Origin of the sequence: Microcoleus sp. S13_C5, from assembly GCF_036700845.1 — a bacterium.
Classification (GTDB): domain Bacteria; phylum Cyanobacteriota; class Cyanobacteriia; order Cyanobacteriales; family Microcoleaceae; genus Microcoleus.
Window position 1 is genome coordinate 1 of the sequence record NZ_JAUBPR010000155.1, and the last position, 12,979, is coordinate 12,979.

Genomic DNA, 12,979 nt, shown 5'->3' on the forward strand with positions numbered 1-12,979 from the left:
GGCTGCAATGAATGATGAATACATGATGCTTCTTCTCAAATCCTTTTGTCAAGACTGATTGAGATGCTCTTACCCTGAAATTAGAAGTAGTCCAGCATCTGATATTAAATCTGCTCAATTTCCCAGGATCTCTGATATTAAATCCCGTCGGTTGCCCAGGATATCCGTAGGGACACGGCACTGCCGTGTCCCTACCTAATTTCCCAATAAAAAATTATAAATTTATGAAAAATTGTATTAAAATAAGAAATAGGATTTATAATTCGACGATCAATTATACCTGCTTAAAAAAGCCGATCGCCAATGGCTGACAATTCCCTTCAAGAAAATCGCTTATCTCTTGCCCGTGCCAGTTTGCGCGAAGCCCTGGCGCGCTATTCCCACCTGCGCCAAGGGAAAAAAAACTCGAATAATACAGAATTAGAAGCGGCGCTGCAATATCAGTTAGATATCTTAACTTCCACCTCAGAAAAACTAGACCACAACATAATCCGCATTGCTACTTTCGGCCTAGTCAGCCGCGGCAAGTCAGCCGTATTAAACGCGCTTTTAGGTCACAAAATTCTGCAAACAGGCCCTCTCAACGGCGTGACTCAGTGGCCGCGTTCCGTGCGATGGAGTGTGCCTTTATCCTTCCTTAACAGCGACGAATCCCCCCAACCCCCCCTTGGCAACGAGGGGAAAGGAGGGGTGCAAGTAGAATTAATCGATACTCCCGGACTTGATGAAGTTGGCGGCGAAGTGCGCGGCGAAATGGCGAAACAAGTAACTCGCCAAGCTGACTTAATTCTGTTTGTCGTTGCAGGCGATATCACCCGAACTGAATATCAAGCACTGTGCGAATTGCAAACAGCTCAAAAACCGGTAATTTTAGTTTTTAATAAAATTGACCTTTATCCAGAATTAGACAGAAAAGCTATTTTCCAAAGTTTGCAAGCGCTGGCAAATTCTGAAGAGTTAGCAGCCGCTGCGGTAACAGAGGAAACAGATAGCGAAAATGTGTCCGATCGCCCAAACAACTCCTCCGATAAATCTACTGCCAAATCACCCCCTAAAACTTCCAAATCATTAGAAATAGTTATGGTAGCTGCCGAACCAGCGCCGGTGCAAGTACGGGTGGAATGGTCCGACGGAAGAGTCACTAACGAATGGGAGTCGCCGCCCGCGCAGATAGACGAACTCAAACATAAAATTTTGACAATTCTTAACAGAGAAGGTCGATCGCTCCTCGCTCTAAATGCTTTAGTTGAAGCTAGAGATGCCGAAGCAAACATTGCCCGTAACGTTCTCAAATTGCGACAAACAGAAGCCGAAGATTTAATCTGGCAATTTGCAAAATATAAAGCTTTGGCTGTCGGTTTAAATCCAGTGGCATTCTTGGATGTAATGGGAGCAACTGTCGCAGATTTAGCCTTAATTCGCTCTTTATCCAGACTTTACGGTTTACCTATGACTGGTTACGAAGCCGGGAAACTTTGGCAGACTATTTTTTCCAGTGCTGGCGGCGTACTTTTGGGAGAATTGGGCAGCAGTTTCCTCTTGGGATTTGGCAAAACTGCGGCGGCGGCAGCCCCGCACATCGGCTTTTCTACTTTTGCCGGAGTGGCTGTCACTCAAGCTAGTTTAGCAGCTTACGGAACCTATGCTGTCGGTCGCGCCGCCCAAGTTTATTTAGAAAAAGGCTGCACCTGGGGCCCCCTGGGACAAGATACGGTAATTCAAGAAATTCTCGCTACCATCGAGCGTAATACAATTATCGATCGCTTGCAGCAAGAGTTTAAAATTGGCAATTAAAAATTGCCCTAGTAGTTGAGTAGGGTGCGTCAAGAGAGGATTATTTCTTAATAATAGAAGAGCTAAGATCTGACGCACCCTACTGCTTGTACTTTTATAGAACCCATTTGGGATATTTCGTAACAAGCTAAGATCACTGGAGTCTAGAATCACAGAAATAAAAGTCATACTCCAGCAGCTTAACCGACTCAGAGGGGGAACTTATCGAACTTTTACTCTCACACAAGAAGAAAACTAGACCTCCTCGTTCGGGTAAAAGGCAAATCCTAGATGGATATTTTATCAGCTCAAAAACGGCTGTAATTGTTGTGATTTTTCCCAAGACTTGCGTCCCTATTCAACCGTCTTCTGGCATTCAATGCCAGTCTAGAATCCAAAGGGTTTTGTCATTACAAATAAACCAATGGCATCTATAGGCAAGGACAATCAAGCCTTTCAGCCACTATTTCCGTTTTCATTCTAATCTCAGTACGACTGCTCATTTACCCCCGATTTCAGTGGTAAGTGAAACGCTCCAGACTATTTTAAATCCTTTGCAATAGCCCGAAAAAGTGCCATCACCTCATCATCATCTTTAGGTTTTGTTAAGCCCGAACTTGTTTTTACAATCACCAGATTTTGCTTCGGATTAATATAGATATACTGCCCCCAAACACCTACAGCACTGTAGTCTCCATTAGAATCTGTAGGAATCCACCATTGGTATTGATATCCCCACTTACCATATTCTTCCGCTGTAGATCCAACTTGCAGATAGGGACTATCTGGGGCAACAGACTTTTTAACCCAGGCTTGGGGGATGATTTGTTTTCCGTTAAAGTAGCCCTCATGGAGGTAGAGTAGCCCAAACTTGGCGTAATCGCGCAAGGTCGCATTCAAGCAGCAAAATGTCAGTTCTGTATTGTGATTATCTGTCAACCACAAAGCATCTGATTCAGCACCTAGCGGTTGCCATAGTTTGGTTTGAAAATATGAGGAAATACTCTGTCCAGTTACTCGCTCAATAAGCAAACCCAATACCTGTGTGTCTAAACTGATGTAATGAAATCTCTTTCCCGATGGATAATCTGATGGAAAGTTGAAAACAACTTTTTTAATGGGCTGCATATATAGAAAAAGCTGGGGAAGTAAATTGTTTATATCAGAGGAATCCTCGTCATAGTTTTCGCTAAATTTAACTCCAGAAGACATCTGAAGAATATGTTTAATAGGAACGTTTCGATAGCCTGATTCTGCTAGTTCTGGAATATATTTTGTGATTGAGTCATTGATACTATCGATGTATCCATCCGCGATCGCAATTCCAACTAATGCTGATGTAAATGATTTTGCCATCGACCAAGAAGTATTCTTATATAAAGGACTATTTCCTTGAAAATATTTTTCATAAACAATCGTGTCATTCTTTATCACTAAAATACCAGTTGTCTCTGTCTTTTTTAGCAGTTCTGATATTTTATAAAATCGACCTTCAAACTTATAAGAAACATCTAAAATGTGCAGATTTTCTTGGAAATAATATGGGTTATTAGAAGAGTGAATTTGTTGGCTTGGGAAAATTTTTCCCATGTTGCGAAAGTTTGCTGCTCGCTTATTAGGGTCAAACAAAGATAGCTTGGGATAAAAATAGAGTCGCCAAACTGAAAATAAAGAAACACATACTATACTTATCGAAACAACTGTCCAAATTAATAACTTATTCTGATTTGTTAACATATGATTAAATTTAAGTAGAACAATGAGGAATAAAGGCTGGCTTGGTCTAAGAAGATTGTCGCTCTTTTACAAATTTTAAAAAGAGCGCAAAGCTCTAGCAAAAGCTGAAAGCGAAAATGAATTAACAGATTGATCGTACTTTATTTCAGGATTGACATTTATTCCTTGAGCAGTCACAGAGAAAATAATGAAGAATACAATTACTGCTGGACAGATCCTAGTCAGAAAAAATCTCATTACTATCTCCTCACAGATGACGTGTTCTCTATTGCCAATCCAAGACTAATATTAGAATGCCAAAAGGAATGATGGATAGTAGTTTTTTTTGATCTAGATCAAATTTGATCTAGATCAAATTTCAAGCTATTCCATTCAATTAGTCTTGCCCTGGTTGCATTGATGCCTTCTGCGTCTCTTACGGAGATTGCTGAGAGTTTCTTGTCGGATTCCTAAGTAAGAAGCAATATGACCGAGATTAACCCTGTCTTCAATGTCTGGATATTTCTGTAGTAATTGCTCGTAGCGCTCGTATGCTGTCAAAGAAAGGAAAGAAATTAAGCGCTCTTGAACATCAATATAGTAGCGTTCAATAAAGAGGCGGCTCAGATTTTGCCATATCGGATCTTTACTGTAGAGATATTGGAGACTCTCGTAGGTAATCGAGAGGAATTTACAATCTGAGATCAGAATAATACTTTCTAGACTGGGTTGGCGATAGGTAAAACTGAGGTGGGAATTAACTATATCGCCCTCAAACCCAAACCAAGGTATAACTTCTTTCCAATTATCATAGTGGACTGCTCTAACGACTCCTTCCAAAATGAAATGGAGATGGTTGCAAATCTGACCCCGTTCTAGCAATAAAGATCCTTTAGGCAACTCTAGGGGGTATGTAACTCTACGAAGTTCTTCGCGTTGCTGTGGGCCAAGAGGTATGAGCTGATTGAAGGTCTGGAAAAGTTGCTCGTGCATTCCTTATTAACCCATTGTAAGAAACCTAAGAATTTTTAACTAATTAGCGGTCTAATGGCTAAATTGAGCGGCAAGCGATCGCTACTAATACTATTGTCAAAAAAGAATGCAACTGTAGCTAAGCTCCCAACCACAATATTGATCAGTGATTCCCAATTCTTTAATCTCAAATCTCAAATCGTATTACCGTCTGGCAATTCTAACACCTTCCCTAAAATGCGCGATCGTCGCAATTACCGCTATAGAAAAGTAAAATATTCTAATCAGCCAAAAACAAACCCGCATTGACCAAGTAACAATAGTCGGAGCAATACCTGTGAACTGTACAAATCTGGAATTAACTTTTTTTTCAAAGCTGTCGAGGTCTTTCATCTCCGATTGTTTCGCCGGAATAACGGGAAACTGACCAGTATATACGTAATAACCGATAAAACCCGGCACTCCTACTTTTCTATTCAAAAATGAGTTAGTTAATGTTGCAGTTTGCGGAGGCGATAATTTATCCGATTCTCCTACTTTTTCCAGCCAAGAATTATATCTGATGGCGGGCGTAATCATGAAAACTAAGGGAACTATAACTATCAACAAAGCTGCACTAACTTTGCGACCGTATTGAGGGTGTAGAAGCCTTGTCGCCACACCCACTCCCATACCGATAAAAGCAAATATCAATATATTTAACAGTTCAATAATTTCGATGCCTCTCAACAAATCGCCGATAATCAGAATAGTATATAATAATTTGTCTGCCAGTAGCAGAGCGGCCCACTTGATGAGAATTGAAACGCCTACAATAGTAGCTACAATCGCCACATACCCGATGGCACCTAGAACGTACAGTAAAATCGAACCGGCTTGTTTGAAGGATTGCATGGAATTATTCACTCTTGTGAAAGTTGAGGAGTCCGATTGACAAGACAACTTGAAATTTTAGATTAATGGGGAGTTCAAAATTTGACTTTTAAAATAAATTAGCTTGACATCTTGAAATCAATCTACAATCTACAATCTACAATCGATCGACAAGTTCCCGCGCGGCCGCTTTGGTGACTTGTGCGATCCGTTCCTTCACAACATCCTCTTCGATCACCCTTTGGTCTGGCTCCTGTTCGCGATCGATCCCCAACCATAAAAGATACTCGATATTACCCGCCGGGCCAAGTAAAGGCGACCACGTTAAGCCGCGTTGCTGCCATCCTAAAGCTGTGGCTGCCTTCCACACTTGAAAAATCGCATCAGCTTGAGTTGCTGAGTCTCGCACTACGCCTTTTTTCCCGACTCTCTCGCGCCCTACCTCAAACTGCGGCTTTACCAGCAACACCGCTTCTCGCGGTGGTACCAACAATTCCCACAGCGCCGGTAAAATCTTATCCAGGGAAATAAACGACACATCTACTACGGCCAAATCTGCTCGCGCAGAGTCGCCGTAAAGCTCAGTAGCAGTCATGTACCGCAAATTGGTGCGTTCTTTCAAAATTACTCTCGGATCGTTCCTCAAGCCCCAATCTGCTTGACCGTAGCCAACATCTACGCCGTACACTAGGGCGGCGCCGGCTTGCAGCAGACAGTCGGTAAAACCACCTGTGGAAATGCCACCGTCGAGACAAATTCTGCCTGCAACCGGGATCGCAAAAACTTCTAAAGCTTTGGCTAATTTGTCGCCACCTCTAGAAACATAGCGCGATCGCTCTTTAATCTGAATTTTTGCTGCAATATCGACCTCAGTGCCTGGTTTGTCAACTACCTGTTGGTTGATGGAGACTTTCCCAGTCCGAATCAAGGCCTGAGCTTGCTGTCTGGAACTGCACAAATCTAGGCTGACCAATAAAGTGTCTAGTCGCTGTTTAGCCAAGGTTTTTAATCTGTACGGATAGGGTTAAGAACAGTACCAGATTAGCACTTACGCACAAGCCCCACTGCTAATTTTTGGGGATTATTTTGGTTGGGCGATTGTCGCGGGGCCATCGCCCTCAGCTCACATGATGTGACTGAGATCGCTCGGAGTGTGTAGTTGGATCACAGATAAACATTCATAGAATCACACAATAATTTTTGTAACTAGCGGATGATTTATATGCAGCTAAAAGCGCTACACATACCATCAGGGCGATCGACTATGAAAACAATTAACTTTCCTATCAGAAATCCTGGCAATTGTCAAGAAAATCCCCTCGCCTTCGTCAGCGGTGATATCATCCACATTGTTTACCCCAATGGCGAAGTAGAAGCAACAACCGTCGCACAAATCGATCTGCGCCAAACCAAAAATCCTTTGGACAAATGCCTCGTCTGGGGATGTCTTGACGATTTTTAGCACCACTTTCAAACAAGAATGCAATTATAGCGAAGCTCCAAACCTTTAAGTCATAAGTCATTTCCAATTATTCAAATTTTTAATCTATAATTTTTAATCTATAATTTTTAATCTGAAATCTTTAATCTAAAATTGTATAACCCATAAAAAAAGATCGCTTGGAGGCTGTGAGGCCAAAAAAAGCGATCGATCTAACGGCTGCTAACTGCCAGCCACAAGTGCAATTTGCTGCTAAAAGAACTAGCAAATTGACTTAAATATCTTGTTCGCTCAATTCGCGAATCATGTAATCAAAAGGCTGATCCAAAAAAGGCCCCACAGACAAGCCAGCAGCTTCCACCTGAGCCTTAACCATCTCCTTCATAATGCTAATCCCCATCACCGTCGGGCCAATGGGAACGCTTAGAGAATTGTAAGTTTCGCGCAAACCTTGCAGCACGCGCTCGTCGAGCACGTCGGTACTTCCAGCCACCAGGGCGTAAGTAGCATAGCGCAAGTAGTAGTCCATATCCCGCAGACAAGCCGCGTAGCGCCGAGTCGTGTAGGCATTTCCCCCGGGACGGATCAGTTCCGGCTGTTCAGCAAATAGCTGGATACCAGCTTGCTTGACAATTGCCGCAGCATTGCTGTTAATCGCAGCCGCCGCCTGTACCCGTGCCGTGCCCGTTGCAAAATAAGATTTCAACCGATCGATACCATCTCGGTCTAAATACCTACCAGCAACATCATAATTTTCAATCAGGCTCGTCACTGCATCGCGCATAAGTTTCTCTCCCAAAAATCTTTATCAATACTTTGCTATCTGAGACAGACCGCCTATTGTAGACTACTACAAATCGGCGTTTGATTAAGATTTGAGATGGGATTTTCACGAAGGGTAGTCTATCCCCGGCAAACTGTCGTAAAATTGGGCCGTTTGCCTTGTATGTTCAGCCGAAAAATCGACAGGGCAAGAATCACGAACTGCCCGGCCCCACTGGGCCCCTATTTCTAAATTTTGTAGCCATAGATACAAAATATTGGGTACTGAAGGCCTACGATCGCCCAAACAGTATGAAATCGGCCGATCGCCAAGACACAAGCAATATCTAGGAGTAAGTCATGTTCCAGACACCCCAAGAAGCCTTAAACTACATACAAGAAAATAAGATCCAGATCGTTGACCTCAAATTCATCGATATGCCGGGGATCTGGCAGCACCTTTCCCTGTACCACGACCAAATCGACGAAACCGCATTCACAGACGGCGTACCCTTCGACGGTTCCAGCATTAGGGGCTGGAAAGCCATCAACGAATCAGACATGACGATGGTCATCGATCCGACCACTGCTTGGATGGACCCGTTCATGGCAGAACCGACCATCAGCTTCATTTGCAGCATCAAAGAACCTCGCACTGGCGAACCGTACAGTCGCTGTCCCCGCACCATTGCCCAAAAAGCCATAGACTACTTGCTTTCGACCGGTCTCGGCGATACAGCATTCTTTGGCCCGGAAGCAGAATTCTTTATTTTTGACGACGTTCGCTTCGACCAAACCCAAAATTCCGGCTACTATTACGTAGATTCGATAGAAGGTCGTTGGAATTCCGGCAAAGAAGAAGCAGGCGGCAACCTCGGCTATAAACCGCGTTACAAAGAAGGTTATTTCCCAGTAGCACCAACCGATACCTCTCAAGACATGAGAACGGAAATGCTGCTGACAATGGCAAAATGCGGCGTACCCATCGAAAAGCACCACCACGAAGTCGCCACCGGCGGTCAATGCGAACTCGGTTTCCGCTTTGCCACTCTAGTACAAGCCGCCGACTACTTGCTGACTTACAAATACGTCATCAAAAACGTCGGCAAAAAATACGGCAAAACCATCACCTTCATGCCCAAACCGCTGTTTAACGACAACGGTTCCGGGATGCACGTTCACCAGTCGATTTGGAAAGACGGCCAACCTCTATTTGCAGGCGATCAATATGCTGGTTTCAGTCAAATGGGACTGCATTACATCGGCGGCATTCTCAAGCACGCCCCGGCACTTTTGGCAATCACAAACCCCACGACCAATTCCTACAAGCGTTTAGTTCCGGGCTTTGAAGCGCCTGTAAACTTAGCTTACTCTCAAGGGAATCGATCGGCATCAGTGCGGATTCCGTTGTCGGGAACCAACCCCAAAGCCAAGCGGTTAGAATTCCGTTGTCCCGATGCCACATCCAACCCCTATTTAGCATTTGCAGCCATGCTGTGCGCCGGCATAGACGGCATCAAAAATCAAATCGATCCGGGCGAACCTTTGGACGTGGATATCTACGACCTTTCTCCGGAAGAATTGAGCAAAATTCCTTCCACTCCCGGTTCCTTGGAAGGCGCTTTAGAAGCTTTAGAAAAAGACCACAGTTTCTTAACTGAAACCGGCGTATTTACCGAAGACTTCATCCAAACCTGGATTTCCTACAAACTCGACAACGAAGTCAACCCGATGCGCCTGCGTCCTCACCCCTACGAGTTTTCTCTCTACTACGACTGTTAGAAAATTAAGAATTAAAAGTTAAAAATGGGGCTTATACCATTTTTAACCTCTGATTTTTAATTAATAAGAACGCCGCCCTTAAAAGCGGCGTTTTTTTCGAGTTTAGAACTTCTGGATCAGAGCCCAGACTCTCCCGTTACCCGACACTATCTGGGCAACGCTGTGAGTAGTAGGGCCCATTGTAGCCTCAGAGACATCCTCTACAGCCCATTTAGTTGCTTTCTCATCAACAATAAACAAATCATCAGCGGTAGTGCCTTCCTGCACCCGATATATCTTATTCAAAATGAAACGCTGTCGCGCCTCAGCTTTTGGTATGCCCGTAACTTCATCAGGATCGATAGAGATGGCACTGCCTTCTTTTAATGTACCTTTCGAGTTGCTTAAATTGCGATCGTCCCTTTGAGCAACCCGCCAGCCGTGAAGTTGCAAACCAGGCTCATTCTCAGAGATATTCCAGACAGCAGCTATAACCCCACTTTTTCCTAAACAGAGAACCGCTGCACTAACAGTCAAAATTAGCAAAGACTTGAAATAATTCACCGTATTTATGCTCCTTTGTTTGTGAGGTGCTGCACTCATTCTAAATTAGCAATTAGCAATTAACAATGACCAAACGATGTCCGATATTTTTGTGATGATCCGCAATCAGAATAACGTCGCCATGACTTCTGTTGACGGCATTGCCTTTGTCACTTTACTAACTCAAGAAGGACGAGTGCTGGCAGAGGAGACAGTTGACCTGTTTGAGGCAGATGTGAATTTTGATAACCTGACGCAGGGAAAATATACTGTAGTTGTCAGGCACGAAGGCGTTGAACCTCGATCGGCAACCTGTAGTGTTACAATCACCGATGAAGATAAAGTAATCATGCTGACATTTGTTTACTTGGAGCTAGAACGGGTGCTGCTCCGCATTCAAACTTCAACCGAAGAAAGACTATGACTGTGAAAGTTACTCCGCCAAATTCAATTAAAATGTTTCGCTATCGAGTACATTTCTTGGCAAAAGACCTCTGGAGGGAAAAAAACCCGATTTGTCGGATGAATCTGGCTTTACAGTTAGCGGATGTGGCGACAACTCTGGCTAGATTAGAAGTAGAAGAGGCGCGAAAATTTCAACAAGAGTCTGCTAGTGTTGAGGCCCAAGACTCGACGGAACCTGAAAAGTTTTGAGTGTATGAGGTTGCTTTGTGTGAGCCACGCAACCCTTGCGTGATAGCAGTTTAAAAAAATAATCTAACTGTATAAAAGCTCCAAACCTTGATAGTCATCAGTCATTTTTAATCTCAAATCTCAAATCTCAAATCTCAAATGGTATGACTCGCAACTCCAAACTATTGTCATTGGTTGAGCTAGTAAAAAAATTGTCTGTATAAAATTAAATCTCCGTGCTAAACAATAACTTTCTGCCTTGCGAGGTAATTGGTTGTCGAAAAAACTGCGTTACACTTATATAGGTATCTTTACAAAACAACATAAAAGCATGACTGTTGCCTACCCCCGCAAGCTTCGCAACGCAATGGGAGCGCGCGAAATTTTAGCTAATGTAGTGCGCGATCGCGAAATTCACCTGATCACCCTCAACCGCTACCGCTACAGCGAACAGCGCAGTTGCAAAGACCTCACCGACGTGATCGAGCAGCTAAACGGGGAACCGGCCGAACTCGTGCGCGACCTTTCTCGGCACATTTCCGACGAAGCGCGACACGCGATGTGGCTGACAGATTTGCTGGTAGACTTGGGCCAAAATGTGGGAACGCCGCCGGGAGTCTCCTACATTGACGAATTTGAAAGGTTGTATGACAGCGAGCAACAAGACCCTACCAAAGACCGCGAAGACTTTGTAATTTCTTCCTTAGCCGCGATTAACGTCACCGAGAAGCGGGGCTGCGAGTATTTCTCCGCCCACATCCACGCCCTCAAACAGGCTCCCCAAACCGCAGAAAACGTCAAAATCCGCGAAACAATCGAAAAGATTTTTCCCGAAGAAGCTGGTCACGTCCGCTGGGGCAACCGATGGCTCGGCTCTATAGCTGCCAAAAGCCCGGAACACCGCCAGAAGGTGGAACAGGCAAAGCGCAAGTATGTGGCGATCGAACAAGCAGCTTTTGAATCGGGAATGGATATCATGCTGGGGGCAGAACTCCGCCGCGTCACCCGCCTAGTGGATATTGCCAACACCATGCCGATGTGGGAACGCCCGCAATACCTGATGGAACGCTTGCCCGCAAGCCTGCTGGCCCCCGACCTGCAAATGACCAGAGTCGATGTAGCTCAGCGCGCCTGGAACCGCGACCCGCAGGCATTTATGGAGAAATTGGTGCCCATGTTCCTCAACGGCTTGAATACCATTGAGAAGAAGCCGGCGGCGACTAAGCCCAAGGCTTAAATACGATCGCGAACCTGGTTGAAACCGCTCTGCAAGTCAAACTTGCGTCTGCCTCCGCAAACAAGCTAGATATACTGGTTCCCAGGCATAGCTTCGGAACCAGTTATTTAAAGTCATAATTTTAAGCTTTAGCAAGTAAACTGATTATTGGAATAGTTTTCCATCTAAATATAATTATGACTACCAGCGAGCCGAACATACAAACAGCTTCCGCAGAAAGCCTATCGAGTGAAAGCGCGATCGCCTCCGAGCAGGTCGAAAAAGCCACAGCCGTCACCTATGCAGAAGAAATTGAAACTGTCATCGCCAGCATGGCTGTAGACCAAAAAGTGATGGTTGGTCAAAGTGAAGCTGGCGGACATCTTTGGAAGTTCAAGTACGGCAGTGTCGAAGTGTTCGTGCAACTTACGGGCGAAACCGAAGATGATACTTTGGCTGTTTGGGCTTTTGTACTGCAGTTGCCAGCGAAGAATGAAGCTCAATTAATGCGGAAAATTCTCGAAATGAATTGGCTGTCTACTTTAGAATCTCATTTTGCCATTGTTGATAATCAAGTTGCCGTAGTATCGACTCGGACGATGGCGGAAATCTCGGCCGGGGAAATTTCTAGGGTTATTACTATTGTCGCCACGATCGCCGATGATAATGACGATATTTTGCAAGCAGAATTCGGTCAGTAGTCATTAGGGTGCGCCACTTTTGAGTGAGCCACACTCCGCTAAATTATTGGCCGTCGCGCACCTGACATTCAAGTAGCGTGCGCGAGTTTTGGGTCTCTTTATTTAAATAGAAATGGTTTTACAGATGAAGCTATACGATCTAATTCTCCTTTGTTGTGTTTGAGAAGATTATGTCCCCATAACTCATTTGAGTTGTCAGAACAATCTTTTGCAAGAGCTTCTCCAATCTGCTCAAAATTCTTGTTGATGTCTGCCCTTAGATTCTCTGGTTCAGATAGCACTCCCAGCACAAATACTCTTGCTTTTAGATCATCTGGAATATGACTTTCTACATAACTCAACCGATTTTCATTATCATCGAAATCAATGAGTAAAACCATCATTCTTTGTGGTAATTGTCGCATTTCAGACGCATACTTCTTCGTGAATTCCTCCACAGTTTTTTTCCAACCACCAGGAAGTGGTAGGACTTTAACAGCACGGTTATTAAGGTTTGGCGCAAGAAGAAATCCGGTTCTCCAGAACTTACGGTGATATTTTTATCTAATTAGAGAAGCAAGCTAATACCCGTTCTCGAAAATTATCAAA

Annotated in this window: 14 protein-coding genes; 7 read left to right on the top strand and 7 right to left on the bottom strand. The window is 44.1% G+C overall.

Going from position 1 to position 12,979, the window contains the following annotated elements; all coding sequences use genetic code 11:
- The first annotated feature begins 303 nt into the window (after positions 1-303).
- Positions 304-1,794, top strand: a complete 1,491-nt coding sequence (locus QUA04_RS26005) for a DUF697 domain-containing protein (RefSeq protein ID WP_333262680.1) — start codon at positions 304-306, stop codon at positions 1,792-1,794.
- 519 nt (positions 1,795-2,313) lie between these two features.
- Here QUA04_RS26005 and QUA04_RS26010 read toward each other — a convergent pair.
- The 4 genes from QUA04_RS26010 to QUA04_RS26025 form a co-directional block, all read right to left on the bottom strand.
- Positions 2,314-3,402, bottom strand: coding sequence for a serine hydrolase (locus QUA04_RS26010; RefSeq protein ID WP_333262683.1), 1,089 nt, complete (start codon positions 3,400-3,402; stop codon positions 2,314-2,316).
- Positions 3,403-3,882: 480 nt separating this feature from the next.
- Positions 3,883-4,482 (bottom strand): Crp/Fnr family transcriptional regulator, encoded by a 600-nt coding sequence (locus QUA04_RS26015; protein WP_333262686.1) that lies wholly within the window; start codon positions 4,480-4,482, stop codon positions 3,883-3,885.
- 183 nt (positions 4,483-4,665) lie between these two features.
- The gene (locus QUA04_RS26020; protein WP_333262690.1) at positions 4,666-5,355 is read right to left on the bottom strand and encodes a hypothetical protein; all 690 of its coding nucleotides are present in this window, start codon (positions 5,353-5,355) and stop codon (positions 4,666-4,668) included.
- Between the two features lie 136 nt (positions 5,356-5,491).
- Positions 5,492-6,334: a TlyA family RNA methyltransferase gene (locus QUA04_RS26025; protein ID WP_333262693.1), complete on the bottom strand. Its 843-nt coding sequence runs from the start codon at positions 6,332-6,334 to the stop codon at positions 5,492-5,494.
- Positions 6,335-6,598: 264 nt separating this feature from the next.
- Between QUA04_RS26025 and QUA04_RS26030 the strand changes: the two genes are divergently transcribed.
- The gene (locus tag QUA04_RS26030) at positions 6,599-6,796 is read left to right on the top strand and encodes a hypothetical protein (RefSeq protein WP_333262697.1); all 198 of its coding nucleotides are present in this window, start codon (positions 6,599-6,601) and stop codon (positions 6,794-6,796) included.
- Positions 6,797-7,049: 253 nt separating this feature from the next.
- On the opposite strand, the gene apcB is transcribed toward QUA04_RS26030, so the two are convergent.
- The gene (gene apcB, locus QUA04_RS26035; protein ID WP_293258696.1) at positions 7,050-7,559 is read right to left on the bottom strand and encodes an allophycocyanin subunit beta; all 510 of its coding nucleotides are present in this window, start codon (positions 7,557-7,559) and stop codon (positions 7,050-7,052) included.
- A gap of 338 nt (positions 7,560-7,897) precedes the next feature.
- On the opposite strand from apcB, the gene glnA reads away from it, so the two are divergent.
- A complete protein-coding gene (gene glnA / locus QUA04_RS26040) occupies positions 7,898-9,319 on the top strand; it encodes a type I glutamate--ammonia ligase (protein WP_333262699.1) in 1,422 nt (473 codons plus the stop codon).
- A gap of 102 nt (positions 9,320-9,421) precedes the next feature.
- On the opposite strand, the gene QUA04_RS26045 is transcribed toward glnA, so the two are convergent.
- A complete protein-coding gene (locus tag QUA04_RS26045) occupies positions 9,422-9,901 on the bottom strand; it encodes a hypothetical protein (RefSeq protein WP_333262702.1) in 480 nt (159 codons plus the stop codon).
- A gap of 37 nt (positions 9,902-9,938) precedes the next feature.
- Between QUA04_RS26045 and QUA04_RS26050 the strand changes: the two genes are divergently transcribed.
- From QUA04_RS26050 to QUA04_RS26065, 4 genes are all read left to right on the top strand, one after another.
- Positions 9,939-10,265 (top strand): hypothetical protein, encoded by a 327-nt coding sequence (locus QUA04_RS26050; protein WP_333262705.1) that lies wholly within the window; start codon positions 9,939-9,941, stop codon positions 10,263-10,265.
- The gene (locus QUA04_RS26055) at positions 10,262-10,495 is read left to right on the top strand and encodes a hypothetical protein (RefSeq protein ID WP_333104836.1); all 234 of its coding nucleotides are present in this window, start codon (positions 10,262-10,264) and stop codon (positions 10,493-10,495) included. The genes QUA04_RS26050 and QUA04_RS26055 overlap by 4 nt, the downstream gene beginning before the upstream one ends.
- A gap of 310 nt (positions 10,496-10,805) precedes the next feature.
- Positions 10,806-11,711, top strand: a complete 906-nt coding sequence (locus QUA04_RS26060) for a ferritin-like domain-containing protein (protein WP_333262708.1) — start codon at positions 10,806-10,808, stop codon at positions 11,709-11,711.
- Positions 11,712-11,887: 176 nt separating this feature from the next.
- Positions 11,888-12,391, top strand: a complete 504-nt coding sequence (locus tag QUA04_RS26065; protein ID WP_333104838.1) for a YbjN domain-containing protein — start codon at positions 11,888-11,890, stop codon at positions 12,389-12,391.
- A gap of 98 nt (positions 12,392-12,489) precedes the next feature.
- Here QUA04_RS26065 and QUA04_RS26070 read toward each other — a convergent pair whose 3' ends face one another.
- Positions 12,490-12,795: a hypothetical protein gene (locus tag QUA04_RS26070; RefSeq protein ID WP_333262711.1), complete on the bottom strand. Its 306-nt coding sequence runs from the start codon at positions 12,793-12,795 to the stop codon at positions 12,490-12,492.
- Positions 12,796-12,979: the final 184 nt, after the last annotated feature.

Coding starts and splice junctions, on each gene's coding strand:
- QUA04_RS26015 (WP_333262686.1), bottom strand. CDS start 4,482: ATGCACGAGCAACTTTTCCAGACCTTCAATCAGCTCATACCTCTTGGC.
- QUA04_RS26045 (WP_333262702.1), bottom strand. CDS start 9,901: ATGAGTGCAGCACCTCACAAACAAAGGAGCATAAATACGGTGAATTAT.
- QUA04_RS26020 (WP_333262690.1), bottom strand. CDS start 5,355: ATGCAATCCTTCAAACAAGCCGGTTCGATTTTACTGTACGTTCTAGGT.
- glnA (WP_333262699.1), top strand. CDS start 7,898: ATGTTCCAGACACCCCAAGAAGCCTTAAACTACATACAAGAAAATAAG.
- QUA04_RS26070 (WP_333262711.1), bottom strand. CDS start 12,795: ATGCGACAATTACCACAAAGAATGATGGTTTTACTCATTGATTTCGAT.
- QUA04_RS26030 (WP_333262697.1), top strand. CDS start 6,599: ATGAAAACAATTAACTTTCCTATCAGAAATCCTGGCAATTGTCAAGAA.
- QUA04_RS26055 (WP_333104836.1), top strand. CDS start 10,262: ATGACTGTGAAAGTTACTCCGCCAAATTCAATTAAAATGTTTCGCTAT.
- QUA04_RS26005 (WP_333262680.1), top strand. CDS start 304: ATGGCTGACAATTCCCTTCAAGAAAATCGCTTATCTCTTGCCCGTGCC.
- QUA04_RS26050 (WP_333262705.1), top strand. CDS start 9,939: ATGTCCGATATTTTTGTGATGATCCGCAATCAGAATAACGTCGCCATG.
- QUA04_RS26065 (WP_333104838.1), top strand. CDS start 11,888: ATGACTACCAGCGAGCCGAACATACAAACAGCTTCCGCAGAAAGCCTA.
- apcB (WP_293258696.1), bottom strand. CDS start 7,559: ATGCGCGATGCAGTGACGAGCCTGATTGAAAATTATGATGTTGCTGGT.
- QUA04_RS26060 (WP_333262708.1), top strand. CDS start 10,806: ATGACTGTTGCCTACCCCCGCAAGCTTCGCAACGCAATGGGAGCGCGC.